We start from the raw sequence: 14,506 nt of genomic DNA, 5'->3' as shown, positions 1-14,506 counted from the left end.
TTTAAAGCCCTATACCTTCTCAACAGGGCAAAGTACCAGTGTATGCGACTTCCTCCTTTATTCCTGTACCGAGAGCGTCTTCGATGAAACTGAACCAACTGATTCAAAATCTGCTGGGCGCCCGCCAACCGGCGCAGGTTTCGCGTCCGGAACAGGAGTTGTTGTCGAGCCTGTTGGTGATGGCCTGGGTGGTGGAGGCGCGTGATCCCTATACCGGCGGACATCTGTGGCGAGTGGCGCAGTTTTGCGAGTTGCTGGCGAAAAAAGCCGGCTTCGCGGTGGAGGAAGTGGCGCGGATCGCCTTGGGCGGCTTTGTCCATGACCTGGGCAAGGTTGGTATTCCCGACGCTGTGCTGCGCAAGCCCGGCCCCTTGAGCGACGAGGAGTACGCCGTGATCAAGACCCACCCCGAAATCGGCTTCAGGCTGCTGCATGCCCACCCCCTGGCCACGCTGGTGGAAGACGCCGTGCGCCTGCACCACGAGATGCCGGATGGCCGGGGTTATCCCCTGGGGCTCAAGGCCGGCGAGATTCCGCACCTGGCGAGCATCGTCGGCATCTGCGACGCCTTTGATGCCATGACCAGCACCCGCCCCTATCGTGCGGGCATGCCGCAGGCACAGGCATTGCAGATCATCGGCAAGAACCTGGGGAGCCAGTTCGATGCGCACTTCGGCGCCTTGTTTATCGAGTTGGGGGAGTCGGGTGTCTTGAGCCCGATCATCGGCCATACCGACCAGGGCATTCCCCTGCGGCACTGCGGCATGTGCGGGCCGACGGTAGTACTCAAACGCGCGCACCGCGCAGGCGACCATGTGTTCTGCGGCAATTGCGGCGCCGACTATTTGCTGCTGCAGAAGACGCCGGACAGCGTGCTGGAGCTGGAGGCCACCGGCACCTCTGGCAGTGCGAAAGACCTCAGCCCCGAGGCCGATGTCGAATTGATCGAGCGCCTGGTGCAACACCAATTCGTCCCGGTGCTGCGCGAGCAAGCGAGCTCTCGCCCGCACTAACCGGGTTGAGCCTCAGGCGGCCGGGCCCTTGGCGGTCTGGCCGAAGAGGATTTTCTTGCCGTCTTCCGTCTCCGTGGCACGCCGCGAATACGGCTCCCCCCGGGCATAGGCGCGCAATGTCGCCGGACGTTGTTCGATAGCGTGGAGCCAGCGACTCAGATCCGGGAAATCCTCGATATTCTGTTGCTGACGCTGCCACGGCGCTACCCAGGGATAGCAGGCCATGTCGGCGATCGAATAATGCTCGCCAGCAATGAACTCACGCCCTTGCAACCGACGGTCGAGCACACCGTAGAGACGGTTGGTCTCATTGACATAACGGTTGATGGCGTAGGGTATTTTTTCCGGCGCATACAGCCCGAAATGGTGATTCTGCCCGGCCATCGGCCCCAGGCCGCCCATCTGCCAGAACAGCCACTCGGTCACGGTCTTGCGCCCACGCACATCGGCGGGCAGGAACTGCCCGGTCTTTTCCGCCAGGTACAGCAGGATCGCCCCCGACTCGAACACCGTGATCGGCTCGCCGTCATCGGCGGGCGCGGTGTCGATGATCGCCGGCATGCGGTTGTTCGGCGAAAACGCCAGGAACTCCGGCTTGAACTGGTCGCCGGCGCCGATATCCACGGGATGGATACGGTACTCAAGACCCGCCTCCTCCAGGAACATTGTGATCTTGTGGCCGTTTGGCGTAGCCCAGTAGTAGAGCTCAATCATGCGATTCCCCTCGTAGACGCACTATTTCAATAACCCAAAGACCGGTCGCACCAGCCCTTCCAGCAATTCCCGTTCCGGCCTTGAGCGGGCCAGCACCCGCAGTCCCATCAGCACCGCCAGGCACATACGCGCCAGATCCTCCGCCGGCTGTGACGCATTGATGCTGCCCTGGGCCTGGCCGGCACTGATACAGCGCCGGAAAAAGCTCTCCATCCCCTCCTGGACCTTGGCCAGTACCGCCTTGAACTCCGGATCGTGGGGCGCCACCTCAAGGGCCGCGTTGACAATAAAACAGCCCTTGTGCTCGGGATCGCTCAGGGACAGTTCGATGATCTCGTTGAAGAACGTCTGGATGGCTTCGCGGGGCGGCAGTTGCTGCTCCAGGCGCACGGAACGCTCGCAGAAGCCGCGCTTGATGTAGTGATCGAGGGCCAGGCCGAAGAGCGCGCGCTTGTCACCGAAGGCGTTGTACAGGCTGGCCCCGGTAATCCCCATGGCCAGCGCCAGATCCCGTACGGAGGTGGCCTCGTAGCCACGGGCCCAGAAGCAGCGGATCGCCGCCTCCATTGCCCTGGCCTCGTCAAATTCTCTTGGTCGCGCCATAACTCACACATGGATTCAAATTGAAGTAGCGCAGATATTCGTTGAAACAAACGACGATTGCCACGCGCCAGCGTTTCGTCCTATTTTATAACACTCGATCCAAAACATCTGCCAGGACCTTTCGACATGATCCGTTTCTTTTTCCACCCGACGCCCAATCCGGCCAAAGTCGCCCTGTTTCTTGAAGAAACGGCGCTGCCCTACGAGCTGGTTCCGGTCGATACCAGCAAGGGCGAACAGCACAGCCCGGAGTTCCTGGCGATAAATCCCAACGGCAAGGTTCCGGCAATCCTCGATACCGAAGGCCCGAACGGCCGCGAAGTCCGGGTGTTCGACTCGAACGCGATCCTGCTGTACCTGAGTGAAAAGACCGGACTGCTCGGCGGTGAACCCGGCGATCGGGGCGAACTGCTGTCGTGGATGATGTTTATCGGCACGGGCCTGGGACCATTTTCCGGCCAGGCGGTGCACTTCCAGCACTCGGCCCCGGAAAGCATCCCTTACGCCATCAATCGTTATCGCCGTGAAGCCGAGCGGCACTACCGGGTACTTGACCGGCATCTGGCCGGGCGCAGCTATATCGTCGGTGACAGCTATACGATTGCCGATATCTCGGCCTGGGGCTGGATCGATCGGGCTGCCCGCGTGCTCAAAGGCGAAGAATCGCCATTGGCGGCCTATCCCCATCTGTCGGCCTGGTTCCAGCGCATCGACGCGCGGCCAGCCGTGGCCCGCGCCCGCCAAGTGGGCAAGAGCCACGCCTTCAAGCAAGTCAACGACGAGCAAACCCGACGGGCGCTGTTCCCTTCGAACTATCCCGACACCACGAGCTGACGGAGATGCCGGTATAATCGCGTCTTTTTCCTGGAAGGCACCCGGCTCGTGGCAAACAAAAGGTACAGCTGCATTGGTTTGTATAACCCCAAGTCACCGGAGAACGTCGGCTCGGTGATGCGTGCGGCTGGCTGCTACGGCGTGGCTTCGGTGTTCTACACCGGCAAACGCTACGAACGGGCGCGGGACTTTGTCACCGACACCAAGAAAGTCCACCAGGACATTCCGCTGATCGGCATCGACGACCTGAAGAAAATCCTGCCCCTGGGCTGCGTGCCGGTGGCCGTCGAACTGGTAGAAGGTGCGCGCTCGTTGCCCGAATACACCCATCCGGATCGGGCGCTGTATATCTTCGGCCCGGAAGACGGCTCGCTGGACAAGGACATCCGCGACTGGTGCGAAGACGTGGTGTATATCCCGACCACCGGTTGCATGAACCTGGCGGCGACGGTCAATGTGGTGCTGTACGACCGCCTGGCCAAGGGTAACAACACCCGTTCCGGTCCGAAGTTCTAGGCTTTACTTCAGCAGCCCGCTCGCCAGCACCTTCGACGGCTCACCCATCACGCTTTCGCACAGCTGGATAAATTCCTCGGTGCTGACGGTATCCAGGCGCATCGCCGCCCGGCTGACATCATCGAGGGAACGCTTGCCATCGGTCTGCTGGCGAATCTCGCGATCCAGCGCCTGCAACAGCAACACCGCCCGTGCCACCGTCGCCCTGTCCACCTGTTCCCCCCGCAATGTGCCGACCTTGCGACTGAGCCGGGTCAAGCGCACCTGCAACGCCTGGTAACGTTCCTCGCTCATCCCACCGGCACGGCGCAACAACTCGATCGCGTAATACTGAGCCAGGCCTTCGCCGACCCAGTCACTGTGCTGGCTGTCATTGATCCGCCCGAACACATGAACCAGCTCGCGCACCAAGGCACTGTCCCCGGACTCGCTGATCAGCGGGGCGGTGCTGTGCAGGTAGATCGAATCGCGGCCCGCCTGACTGCCATGGGCCATTGACTCCCCGGCCCCGACCACCAGCAATTTACCGGGATTGCGCGGAAACACTTCCTGCAGCTTGGGCCAGACGAAGGTCAGCAGCGTCAGCACATCCATGCGCCGCATGCCTTCGCCCCGAGGCGCCGCGACCGTGACATCGGTTTCACCCAGGCGGGTCCGCCGGCTGCCCAGGTCGCCAGCCAGTATCCAGCCGACCGGCCGGTCGAACAGGCGTGAGACGTTGTCGATACGAAAGCGCTGCTTGCCGATACGCGGCCAGGCGGTCTCGACACTTTTCCAACCTCCGGGCAATTCGAATTCCAGGCGCGAGACCAGTTCGGTGCCGTCGTGCTGATCCAGATGGGCCGGCGGTACCAGGTCCTCGCCTCGCAACAGTGCCCAGGTCGGCGTCATCCGCGTCTCGAACGTGCCGTTGCTACGTGGATGGTTGAGACTGACCCGATAGCTCAGGCTGGCCTTGCCCGATGCCGGATGCCAGACACCACGGCGGCTGTCCGGCGTAGACCCGGAGCTCAGCTGCCACTGCCCGTCGGCCATGAAGTCACTGTAGTAACCCTGGTTGCCGAGATCGAAATCCAGGCTGCGCACCGCCGAACCCTGGGCCAGGGTCAGGCGCACCTCAGCCTGTTCGCTCTGGGGCAACAGGCGCACCCGATAGTCCAGGTCGACTTTTTTCCCGGCCCAACCCAGCCCGCTGAACACCATCAGCAGCAGGAACGCCGGCAGCCTGCAAGGTAACGACATGGAGTTCCTCGGGGTTGGCGGACATCAGCCGGCGCGGAAAATCAGATGATCTTCCCAGTCCTCTTCCGGCACGCTGCCTTCGGCAAGCATGCGCCCGGACTGGGAAATCCGCTCGTGGTGCAACGCGTCGCGGTCACCGCAGACCAGATGGTGCCAGAGCGGCAGGTCCTTGCCTTCGCTGACCAGGCGATAACCACAGGTCGGCGGCAACCACTTGAACTGGTCGGCCTGGCCCGGGGTGAGCTGGATACAGTCCGGCACCGAGTCGCGACGCTTGGCGTAGTCGGTGCACTGGCAGGTTTTCAGGTCCAGGAGCTTGCAGGCAATGCGCGTGTAATAGACGCTGTTGTCGTCTTCGTCCTCGAGCTTTTGCAGACAGCACAGGCCGCAACCGTCGCACAGCGACTCCCATTCCTCCTGATCGAGGTGCTCGAGGGTCTTGCGTTTCCAGAAGGGTTCGACTTTCGCGGCCATGGTTCAGACATCTGCATCGGGGAGTGAAAAGGCCGCCAGTCTAGTGCGCCAAGCCTTTGCGGCCAAGCGTCGGCGACTATCGGTTGAACAAGGCTTGTCAGGCCGCCTGCGGCGCAGTAGCTTTCTCGCTAATTTTCCCCAGTCAGGACTGTGCCATGAGCATCAACCCACGCATCGCCGATCACCCGATCGACCCCCAGTTCACCCAGCGCTGGTCGCCGCGCGCCTTTACCGGCGAGAGCATCCCGGAACAAACCCTGCTGAGCTTTTTCGAAGCGGCCCGCTGGGCGCCTTCGGCCTATAACTCGCAACCTTGGCGCTTTCTCTACGCCCGCCGCGACACGCCGAACTGGGAACGTTTCCTTGGCCTGCTGAACGAATTCAACCGTGGTTGGGCGCAACACGCCTCGGCCCTGGTGATCGTGATTTCGAAAACCACCTTCACCGCTCCCGGCGCCAGCGAAGAAACCCCGGCGCTGTGGCACACCTTCGACACCGGCTCGGCCTGGGGCCATCTGGCGTTGCAAGCCAGCAACAGCGGCTGGCACAGCCACGGCATGGCCGGCTTCGATCAGGAACTGACCCGCCGCGAGCTGAAGATTCCAGAAGGTTATGCACTGCATGCGGCAGTGGCCATCGGCAAGCTGGGCGACAAGGCGAGCCTGCCGGATTACCTGCAGGCCCGCGAAACCCCAAGCCCACGCCAGCCGCTGAGCACGCTGGTGGCTGAAGGCGATTTCAGCCTGTAACCCTCGCAGTTCCGCCCCACCGCGGACTGTAGGAGCAGGGCTTGCCCGCGAAGCTTTTAGCGATCTTGAAGGCCCCTTCGCTGGCTGGCCATGCTCCTACAAGGTGCCTGGCCAGCCCTGCAAACCGGGACCATCAATACCCGCGCTCGAAATCCACTTCCCCGCGCAACGCTTCCCCGGCCTGATAGGCCCGCAGGTTTTCGACAAACAACTGCACCATCATCCCCGGCGAAGTCGGTGCCGAACTGTGCCCGGTCAACAACAACCCCCAGGCCGTCCAGAACGGATGACGCTGCGGTAACGGCTCCTGCCGGCAGACATCGATCACTGCCCCCGCCAGATGCCCTTCCTTCAAAGCCTCCACCAGGTCCGCATCGACCACCGCCACGCCGCGCCCGACGTTGATAAACAGGCCGGTAGGCTTGAAGCGCTTGAACAACGCCGCATCGTACAGATCATGGGTATTGGGCGTGTTCGGCAACAGGTTGATCACATAGTCCACCTTGCCAACCCACTCACCCAGGGCTTCGAGCGCCGCCACCTCGATAAACGGTGCCTGCTCCCGCGCGGTACTGGCAATACCATACAACTCGACACCAAAGGGTTGCAGGAACTGCGCAACGCTCTGGCCGATATCTCCGGCGCCGACAATCAGCACCTTGCGCCCCGCCAGGCTCTGGCCCATGCGGTTGTCCCACTTGCGCTCGACCTGACTGACCAGGCGGGCCAGGACCTCACGCTCATGCCCCAGCATATAGGTCAGCACATACTCGGCCATCACCTGGCCAAAAATCCCCACCGCACGAGTCAGTCGGTAGTCCCGTGGCAGGCCCTCGGCCAGCAGCGGGGTGACACCGGCCCAGGTCGATTGCAACCACTGGGGGCCGTGCCCCTGACGCAACAGGGTTGCCAACAGGTCCGGCTGCCCCAGCCAGACCGGGCAATCGGCCGCCATGCTCGACAGCGTGGCCGAATCGCTGCTGGTCATGACTTCAAGTTCCGGGGCCATCTGCTGCAGCAAGCTGGCATAGAGGGCGTGGTCGTGTTCGGCAATCAGAACGCGCATGGTTCAAACCTTTCAAAAACAGTGCAGGCAGCCGCCGACGGAGTTCGCTCCATCGTCATCGGCCACTGCCAGAAAATACAGTCCATTTGAGTCGAGCACTCCGGACAGAGCACTCAGAGATGTCCGTCAGATCGGATCATTGCGCCGCAACAGCTCTTCGGGCAAATGTTCGATGTATTCGTCTTCGGCCGGCGGCATCTGCAGGTGATAGCCCTGCTTCTCGAGGTTCTCCAGCACCTGGTGGATATCTTCGCGCGACAGCGTGCGCTCGGGTGTCAGGACCAGGTCGAAGGCATGATGCGGTTTACCGAAGGCCAGCAGCAGATTTTCCGGAACGCGCTCCAGAGCATCGCTCTTGAGCACGTAGAGGTACATCTCGTTCCGACGCGGGCTTCTGTAGATGGAGCAAATACGTTTCAAGGCTGTTCTCCGGCAGTGGCCAGGCTGTCGAGCAGCGCCTGGCCCATCAACTCGCGGCGCCAGCCACGCAGCGAATCGGGCAATTGGTAAGGTCCATGGGGAAAGCCGCTCTTGATCAGCGCTTCCAGGGTTTTCTTGCGCAGCATCAATTCCGGCGCAACGCCCAGGCGTTCAGCTTCGGCCTGACCGAGGGCACGCAGGCGCTTGACCAGCGCCGAGGCTTCGATCGGCAAGGGCTCGGGCACCGCCGGCGGCCATTGGTCGATTGGCGCGCTGCCGGCCTGCTTGATCAGCTCCAGCAGGAACTCGCCGTCCTGGCGCACGGTACGCGGGTGCATGTCCTCTATGCGGGCCAATGCCACCAGGTTGTCCGGCTGGCTCTTGGCCAGAGGCCACAAGGAGTGCTCGCGGATGATCCGATTACGCGGCAGATCGCGGGCGCGGGCTTCGCGTTCGCGCCAGGCGCACAGCTCGCGCAGCACGACCAATTGCGCACGGGACAGCTTCCAGGCCAGCTTCGCCTCGCGATAGACCTCGTAGGGGTCGACCTCGCGACGCAGGTTGGCCACCAGTTCCGCGCCGTCTTCCAGGACCCAGGCGTACTTGTCGTCCGACAGCTTCGGGCGCAGGCGGGTGTAGACCTCGGCCAGGTGCACGGCGTCTTCGGCGGCGTAGCTGACCTGGGTTTCCGACAGCGGACGCTGCAACCAGTCCGAACGGGTCTCACCCTTGGGCAGCTCGATACCCAGGACTTCCTGCACCAGGCGCGAATAGCCCATGGAAAAACCGAGGTTCAGGTAGGCGGCGGCAAGCTGGGTGTCGAACAGCGGCACCGGCAGGCTGCCGGTCAGGCGCAACAGCACTTCGAGGTCTTCACTGCAGGCGTGCACGACCTTGACCACGGCCGGGTCTTCGAGCAACGCCGCCAGGGGCTGCCACTGGTCGATGGTCAGGGGGTCGATCAGGTAGGCACGCTCGCCGTCACCGATCTGGATCAGTCCGGCAATCGGATAAAAGGTGTCGACCCGCATGAATTCGGTGTCGAGGGCTACAAAGGGTAACTGTTGCCATTGGGCGCAATGCCGACCGAGGCTATCGTTGTCGCGAATCCAGTGAATATCGATGGCCACACGGCTCTCCCTTGAAGAATGGCACGCAGTATATCTCGCCACCGGGGTTTGCGAGCACTCACTCTGCAAGTGCCGAGACGAAAGAGCTGACTGAACGAAAAGAATAGTCTTACTTAGCGATTTGAAGTGTTCACGCCAGGATCAACTGTTCTTGCGCAGCACATAGAGGCGACGCATGGCGTAACCCGGAAAGAAGTCGCGGTGACCAATGATGTCAAAGCCGGCTTCGCGGAATTCCCCTTCGACCAGCGCCTTGCCGAACAGCACGCGTTGCGAGTCCTGGCCATACGCCTGAGCCTGACGCCGCCGATGCCAGGCCATGACCTTGCCGTCCATCCATAACGAGAGGATCACGGTGTCGCGGCTGACCCGGTGGAACTCACGCAGGATCACCAGCCGGTGCTCTCTGTCGCCCAGATGCTGGAACAACGGCATACAGAAAATGCAGTCCACCGCATTCTCAGGCAAGCCGATGGCAAACACCGAGCTTTGGAAGGTCCTGACCCGTTGGAGCAGATCGACGGGATGATGGACCGCGCATTGATCCAGTATTTCCTGCGAAGGGTCGGCTGCAAGGATCACCCGGTTGCCGCGCTCGGCCAGCACCGGCCAGAAACGTCCGGTACCGCTGGGCAGATCGAGGACCAAGCCGGGCTCGCCGGCCAGCTTCAGCGCCTGGCGCACCCACTGTTTTTCCCGCGCCAACCCCAGGCGCCGGATCAGGCCGTCGGGAGACTTCTCCAGGCGAGCCCGGGCATGCTCGCGTGCATGCTGGCGGGCAAGTTCAAGCTCATCGGTTGAGGGTGGCTGCGCAGGCATGACTTGCAAACTCTCGGGGGTGGACCTGTGCCGGGCGGGTCGAACACACGGGATCGGTTTGAGGGGGTGCCGGGAGCCCAAAACACTCGCTCGACAACGCTTCGAACCTTAGTCAGGCACGCATCAATATTTCGTGAAAAATTCCCGCCCTTATTGTTCAACAGATTACCGGACCGTCATTAGCTGACGTGCATGTGCAGCCCGGTGCCGGCCAGGTCGTCGAACAGCTTGAGCATAAAGCAGGCAATCATCCCGTGCTTGTGCGCCACTGCCCCGCCAGCGTCGCGAACGCCTGGCAGGCCGCACTGCGCCAGGCCCCCCGGCGACTGAGCAGGGCCACCGTGCGTTGTGGCAGCGCTGGCGTCAGCTCAAGCGCCACCAGCCCCGGCTGTTCGAGGGCAATGGCCGCGGGCAGGATCGTCGCCAACTGACCACGGCGGACCAGTTCGACAATCGCACTGATGGAGTTGGCCTCGATGGCGATGCGCGGCACGATACCGTGCTGACGGCAATACAGGTCGATGTGCTGGCGCGTGGCGAAATCCTGGCTGAGCAGGACCAGCGACTGCCGCTCCAGCTCATCGGCAGTGAGGGTCTTGCCCATCGCCTGCGGATGAGCCGCACCCACCATCAGGCTCAAGGTTTCGCTGAACAGCGCTTCACCCTGGATATCCGCCAGGTGCATCCCGGTAAAGGCAATGCCGATATCCAGCCGGTCCTCGGCCAACGCGGCCTCCAGGCGATCCTGGGTCATTTCCTCGACACTCAGGGTGATGCCCGGGTAAAGACTGTGGAAGCGATGCAACAGCGGCGCAATGAGGTACGCCGTGAAGGTCGGCGTCATGGCCAGGCGCAGACTGCCGCGACTCAGGTCCTGCACATCGTGCATCGCCCGCTTGCCCGCCTCCAGGTCCTGCAGGGCCAACCGGGCAAAACGCACATAGGCCTCGCCGGCATCGGTCAGGCGGATGCTGCGTCCCGAGCGGTCGAACAGCGCCGCCCCGAGGCTGTCCTCGAGTTGCCGGATCTGCTGGGACAAGGTCGGCTGGGAGACATGCAGGGCCTCGGCGGCCCGGGTGAAATTGCGGTGGTCGGCGACGGCCAGCAGGTAACGGATATGACGCAGCAGCATCGGGCACTCAACTATAGGCAAGACTTATAGCTTTCATAATAAGCCGGTCTTGGACGCTATGCCTGAAAACTTCCATCCTTGCCCCATCAGCCACACGCAAGGAGACACATCATGCAAGCCATCATCGACGGATTCCTGAAGTTCCAGCGCGAAGCCTTTCCAACCCGCAGCGCCCTGTTCAAGCAACTGGCAACCACCCAGAGCCCCGCTACCCTGTTCGTCACCTGCTCGGACAGCCGGGTGGTACCGGAACTGCTGACCCAGCAGGAACCCGGCGATCTGTTCGTGATCCGCAATGCCGGCAATATCGTGCCCTCCTATGGCCCGGAGCCGGGTGGCGTCTCGGCCACGGTGGAGTACGCGGTAGCGGTACTGGGGGTGCGCGATATCGTGATCTGCGGCCATTCCGATTGCGGTGCGATGACGGCGATCTCCACCTGCAAATGCCTCGATCACCTGCCGGCGGTGGCCAACTGGCTACGTCATGCCGAGTCGGCCAAGGTCATCAACGCCGCCCGCAACCATGTCTCGGCCGAGGCGCGACTGGATGCCCTGGTGCGGGAAAACGTGATCGCCCAGTTGGCTAACCTGAAGACTCACCCGTCGGTCGCCCTGGCGCTGGAACAAGGTCGGCTGAACCTGCATGGCTGGGTGTACGACATCGAGAGCGGCTCCATCGCGGCCCTCGACGGCAGTACCGGTCGTTTTGTCTCACTTGCCGAACAGCCGCAGGCCTGCGCGCTGTCGACACAACCGCCACAAGTTGCCTGATCTGAATCCTACTGACGAAAACGAGGAAATCACCATGTTGCAGTCCCAATTCGCACAAGCTCCACGCCTGGCCCTGGCCGACACCATCATCGACGCCAAGCAGCGCCTGAACCTGTCCTGGCAGGACCTGACCGACGGCACCGGCCTGAGCCTGGCCTTCGTCACCGCCGCCCTGCTCGGCCAGCACCCGCTTCCTGCCAGCGCCGCCAACGTGGTCTGTGAAAAACTCGGCCTGGACCAGGACGCCAGTCGCCTGCTGCAAAGCGTGCCGTTGCGCGGCAGCATTGGCAATGGCGTCCCGACCGACCCGACGATCTATCGTTTCTACGAAATGATCCAGGTCTACGGCACCACCTTGAAGGCCCTGGTCCACGAACAGTTCGGCGACGGCATCATCAGTGCCATCAACTTCAAGCTGGATATCAAGAAGGTCGATGACCCGGACGGCGGCTCGCGCGCGGTCATCACTCTGGATGGCAAGTACCTGCCAACCAAACCGTTCTGATAAAACGACAAGGCCAGGGCTGAATGCAGCCCTGGCCTTTTCACAGGCTCACACCCGCAATGGGTTTTATCGCCTGATCAGATCGCAACCTTGGCGTAGGACTCGCGATCCAGATCCACCACTTCCACCGAAAGCTGTACTTCAATACCTTCCGGCCAATCACCAAGATCCTTCAATCCAGCCAGCAGGCTCTCGGAAAGTTGTTTCTTGATCTGTGCCGAGCGCCCGCTCAACAGCGCCAGCTTCACATGCACGAAGCCGCGCTCGCCCAGCGCTGTCCCCACGCGAAACGCCCCCAGTTCCATGGCCCGGCTCTTGATATCGAACTCGGCGCCGAACTGCCCGGATGCCACCAACGCATGGTTGATACGCAGCAACGCCTTGTCGGCGTCGAATTCAGTCAGGTTGGGGGTGTATTCCAGGAAAACGTGAGGCATCTACAGGCTCCAAAACAGCGGAATAGGAAGGCACACAGATATAGCACGCGGCCTTCGGGAAAGATCGTGAAACGATAGCGCATTGGCGCGCCGGCTGCTCCTGGACCAAATACAGAAGGGTCAAGGTAAAAAAACGGCGTAAAGACTTTGAAAATCGTATCCGAACTACTACACTCGAAACCAACACACACCCTGGTCACTACCGAGGTGTTTGACGATTGGCTGCGGCGATTGAAAGACCCCATCGCCAAGGCACGCATCCTCTCCCGCCTGATCTCGGCGCAATTCGGCGCGCTGAGCGATACCAAGAGGGTCACCGACGGGGTCAGTGAAATGCGTATTCATACAGGTCCTGGCTATCGCGTTTATTTCGCTCGCCGGGGTGAAATTCTGATTTTGCTGTTGTGTGCGGGCGACAAGTCATCGCAAAAACGCGACATCAAACACGCCAGGCTGATCCTGAGCGAGATCGAACGAGGTGATCGAACATGACCACGCTGAAACCCTTTGAGGCCAGTGATTACCTGAGCGACGAGGCAACCATTGCCGAACTGCTCAACGTGGCCCTGAAAGACAAGAATCCCGACGTATTTCTCGCGGCACTGGCGGCTGTTGCCAAGGCTCGTGGCATGACACGGGTTGCCCGCGACTCCGGCATGGGTCGCGAGAGTCTCTACAAGGCCCTCGCTCCCGGAGCCAAACCCCGCTACGACACCCTGCTCAAGCTGGTTGACGCCCTGGGCGTGGAACTGGTGGTGCAACCCACCTGAGCCAACCCGCCAGGGCGACCGGCCCCCTCAAGGCACCAGGGGCTGGCGATCACTCATGAAATGCTCAAGCCGTGAACGCAGCCAACGCTCGGCCGGATCGGTATCGACGATCCCGAGCCAGACCATCGACAGGTCCAGGTTCGGCACTTTGAACGGTAGCGGTTCGTCAAACAGCAACCCTGACGCTGCCATGGCCTTGGCCGTGTAATCCGGGAGGCTGGCGACCAGATCGGTGCCCGCGAGCAGGGCCGGCAAGGCGCTGTATTGCGGCACCGAGAGCACCACATGACGCTTGCGGCCGATTTCCGCCAGCCACTCATCGGCCAGACTGCTGATATTGGCGGTGTGGGACACCAGGACATGCGGCCGCGCGCAGTACTCATCGAGGCTCAAGGGCGCCGTCGAGGCGTCGGCGCGCAGGATCATCGGCTGGATATGGCGCAACAGCTTGCGCTTGGCATTGGCCGGCAAACCGCGGGTCTGGCTGATGCCCACGGTAATGTCGCCGGAGGCCAACAGGTCGGGAATACGCCAGTAGTCGACGTGCTGGACCACGATCACCACATTCGGCGCTTCCTGGCGCAAGGCTCGCAGCAGCGTCGGCAACAAGCCGAACTCGACATCGTCCGACAGGCCGATGCGAAAGGTCATGGTGCTGCTGGCCGGGTCGAAGTCGTGGGTCAGGCTCAAGGCATTCGACAGCGAATCCAGCGCCGGTGACAGGTGCTGGATGATCTCCTCGGCCCGCGCGGTGGGCTCCATGCGATGGCCGACACGGATAAACAGCGGATCGTTGAACATCACCCGCAGGCGATTGAGCGCCGAACTGATGGTCGGCTGGCCGAGAAACAGCTTCTCCGCGACCCGCGTCACATTGCGTTCAAGCATCAGTGTTTCGAAGACCACCATCAGGTTGATGTCAGCCTTGCGCAATTCGTTGCGGTTCATCTGTGACCCCTGGTCCTCGATTGCGCCTCAGTGTAGGAACGCAACAAGGGACGTGTCTAGACGACGAAGGGACGGTTGCGCGGACAAATATTGAATCAACAGCACTATGACGCACACCCTATCGTTTCAAAAGTGCTTGGGTTTAGAACAGACTAAAACGGTATAGGGCACGCAGCTTCTGCCCTAAAATTGCCCTAAATTAATCGTCGGAAACGAAAAAGCCCCTGAAAACTTCAAATTTTTCAGGGGCTTAGTCGTATTTAATAATGGCGGAGAGATAGGGATTCGAACCCTAGGTACCGGTGAAGGTACAACGGATTTCGAATCCGTCCCATTCGGCCACTCTGGCATCTCTCCAACGGC

At 61.7% G+C, this 14,506-nt stretch carries 19 protein-coding genes, 1 tRNA gene and 1 pseudogene; 8 read left to right on the top strand and 13 right to left on the bottom strand.

What is annotated here, in order from left to right:
- Positions 1-83: 83 nt before the first annotated feature.
- Entirely contained in the window at positions 84-1,013 is a 930-nt protein-coding gene (locus tag M5C71_RS11725; protein ID WP_103498680.1) for an HD-GYP domain-containing protein, read from the top strand.
- A 12-nt stretch (positions 1,014-1,025) separates the two neighbouring features.
- Here M5C71_RS11725 and M5C71_RS11720 read toward each other — a convergent pair whose 3' ends face one another.
- Both M5C71_RS11720 and M5C71_RS11715 read right to left on the bottom strand, forming a co-directional pair.
- Entirely contained in the window at positions 1,026-1,727 is a 702-nt protein-coding gene (locus tag M5C71_RS11720) for a glutathione binding-like protein (protein ID WP_103498679.1), read from the bottom strand.
- 21 nt (positions 1,728-1,748) lie between these two features.
- Positions 1,749-2,330, bottom strand: a complete 582-nt coding sequence (locus M5C71_RS11715) for a TetR/AcrR family transcriptional regulator (protein WP_152738275.1) — start codon at positions 2,328-2,330, stop codon at positions 1,749-1,751.
- A 126-nt stretch (positions 2,331-2,456) separates the two neighbouring features.
- Here M5C71_RS11715 and M5C71_RS11710 point away from each other — a divergent pair, with 126 nt between their 5' ends.
- Together M5C71_RS11710 and M5C71_RS11705 are read left to right on the top strand one after the other, a co-directional pair.
- Positions 2,457-3,164 carry a glutathione S-transferase C-terminal domain-containing protein gene (locus M5C71_RS11710; RefSeq protein WP_177100003.1) on the top strand — a complete coding sequence of 236 codons (708 nt, stop codon included), beginning with the start codon at positions 2,457-2,459 and terminating at the stop codon, positions 3,162-3,164.
- 48 nt (positions 3,165-3,212) lie between these two features.
- A complete protein-coding gene (locus tag M5C71_RS11705; protein ID WP_007926908.1) occupies positions 3,213-3,680 on the top strand; it encodes an RNA methyltransferase in 468 nt (155 codons plus the stop codon).
- A gap of 3 nt (positions 3,681-3,683) precedes the next feature.
- Here M5C71_RS11705 and M5C71_RS11700 read toward each other — a convergent pair whose 3' ends face one another.
- Positions 3,684-4,922 carry a hypothetical protein gene (locus tag M5C71_RS11700; RefSeq protein ID WP_248745054.1) on the bottom strand — a complete coding sequence of 413 codons (1,239 nt, stop codon included), beginning with the start codon at positions 4,920-4,922 and terminating at the stop codon, positions 3,684-3,686.
- Positions 4,923-4,946: 24 nt separating this feature from the next.
- Positions 4,947-5,396, bottom strand: a complete 450-nt coding sequence (locus M5C71_RS11695; protein WP_248767898.1) for a YcgN family cysteine cluster protein — start codon at positions 5,394-5,396, stop codon at positions 4,947-4,949.
- Positions 5,397-5,551: 155 nt separating this feature from the next.
- Here M5C71_RS11695 and M5C71_RS11690 point away from each other — a divergent pair, with 155 nt between their 5' ends.
- Positions 5,552-6,145 carry a nitroreductase family protein gene (locus M5C71_RS11690; RefSeq protein WP_103498674.1) on the top strand — a complete coding sequence of 198 codons (594 nt, stop codon included), beginning with the start codon at positions 5,552-5,554 and terminating at the stop codon, positions 6,143-6,145.
- 133 nt (positions 6,146-6,278) lie between these two features.
- Here the strand turns inward: M5C71_RS11690 and M5C71_RS11685 are convergent, their stop codons facing one another.
- The 6 genes and pseudogenes from M5C71_RS11685 to cynR form a co-directional block, all read right to left on the bottom strand.
- On the bottom strand, positions 6,279-7,211 hold the full coding sequence (locus M5C71_RS11685; protein ID WP_248745055.1) for a D-2-hydroxyacid dehydrogenase: 933 nt from the start codon (positions 7,209-7,211) through the stop codon (positions 6,279-6,281).
- Between the two features lie 126 nt (positions 7,212-7,337).
- Positions 7,338-7,631 (bottom strand): YcgL domain-containing protein, encoded by a 294-nt coding sequence (locus M5C71_RS11680; RefSeq protein ID WP_103498672.1) that lies wholly within the window; start codon positions 7,629-7,631, stop codon positions 7,338-7,340.
- Positions 7,628-8,761 (bottom strand): ribonuclease D, encoded by a 1,134-nt coding sequence (gene rnd / locus M5C71_RS11675; protein WP_248767897.1) that lies wholly within the window; start codon positions 8,759-8,761, stop codon positions 7,628-7,630. The genes M5C71_RS11680 and rnd overlap by 4 nt, the downstream gene beginning before the upstream one ends.
- A gap of 141 nt (positions 8,762-8,902) precedes the next feature.
- On the bottom strand, positions 8,903-9,580 hold the full coding sequence (locus M5C71_RS11670; protein ID WP_103498670.1) for a class I SAM-dependent methyltransferase: 678 nt from the start codon (positions 9,578-9,580) through the stop codon (positions 8,903-8,905).
- 182 nt (positions 9,581-9,762) lie between these two features.
- Positions 9,763-9,849 (bottom strand): annotated as a pseudogene (locus tag M5C71_RS11665) (hypothetical protein); the annotation flags it as partial.
- Positions 9,828-10,712, bottom strand: coding sequence for a transcriptional regulator CynR (cynR, locus tag M5C71_RS11660; RefSeq protein ID WP_248767896.1), 885 nt, complete (start codon positions 10,710-10,712; stop codon positions 9,828-9,830). The pseudogene M5C71_RS11665 and the gene cynR, both read right to left, overlap by 22 nt.
- A gap of 111 nt (positions 10,713-10,823) precedes the next feature.
- On the opposite strand from cynR, the gene M5C71_RS11655 reads away from it, so the two are divergent.
- Both M5C71_RS11655 and cynS read left to right on the top strand, forming a co-directional pair.
- Positions 10,824-11,483: a carbonic anhydrase gene (locus M5C71_RS11655; RefSeq protein WP_103498668.1), complete on the top strand. Its 660-nt coding sequence runs from the start codon at positions 10,824-10,826 to the stop codon at positions 11,481-11,483.
- A gap of 34 nt (positions 11,484-11,517) precedes the next feature.
- Entirely contained in the window at positions 11,518-11,988 is a 471-nt protein-coding gene (gene cynS, locus M5C71_RS11650; RefSeq protein ID WP_248767895.1) for a cyanase, read from the top strand.
- Positions 11,989-12,065: 77 nt separating this feature from the next.
- Here cynS and M5C71_RS11645 read toward each other — a convergent pair whose 3' ends face one another.
- Positions 12,066-12,425 carry a 5-carboxymethyl-2-hydroxymuconate Delta-isomerase gene (locus tag M5C71_RS11645; RefSeq protein WP_103498666.1) on the bottom strand — a complete coding sequence of 120 codons (360 nt, stop codon included), beginning with the start codon at positions 12,423-12,425 and terminating at the stop codon, positions 12,066-12,068.
- A gap of 153 nt (positions 12,426-12,578) precedes the next feature.
- Here M5C71_RS11645 and M5C71_RS11640 point away from each other — a divergent pair, with 153 nt between their 5' ends.
- Positions 12,579-12,917, top strand: a complete 339-nt coding sequence (locus M5C71_RS11640; RefSeq protein WP_103498709.1) for a type II toxin-antitoxin system RelE/ParE family toxin — start codon at positions 12,579-12,581, stop codon at positions 12,915-12,917.
- Positions 12,914-13,195 carry an addiction module antidote protein gene (locus tag M5C71_RS11635; RefSeq protein ID WP_100938869.1) on the top strand — a complete coding sequence of 94 codons (282 nt, stop codon included), beginning with the start codon at positions 12,914-12,916 and terminating at the stop codon, positions 13,193-13,195. Before M5C71_RS11640 ends, M5C71_RS11635 begins: the two co-directional genes overlap by 4 nt.
- A gap of 27 nt (positions 13,196-13,222) precedes the next feature.
- Here M5C71_RS11635 and M5C71_RS11630 read toward each other — a convergent pair whose 3' ends face one another.
- Together M5C71_RS11630 and M5C71_RS11625 are read right to left on the bottom strand one after the other, a co-directional pair.
- Complete coding sequence (locus M5C71_RS11630; RefSeq protein WP_103498665.1) at positions 13,223-14,143, bottom strand: LysR family transcriptional regulator; 921 nt, start codon at positions 14,141-14,143, stop codon at positions 13,223-13,225.
- Between the two features lie 267 nt (positions 14,144-14,410).
- Positions 14,411-14,500 (bottom strand) — tRNA-Ser (locus M5C71_RS11625).
- Positions 14,501-14,506: the final 6 nt, after the last annotated feature.

This window comes from Pseudomonas sp. MWU12-2345, assembly GCF_023242385.1.
In the GTDB taxonomy this organism is placed as follows: Bacteria; Pseudomonadota; Gammaproteobacteria; order Pseudomonadales; family Pseudomonadaceae; genus Aquipseudomonas; species Aquipseudomonas gingeri_D.
Note: the sequence above shows the minus strand (reverse complement) of the source record. Positions and strands in the feature narration are given on the sequence as shown.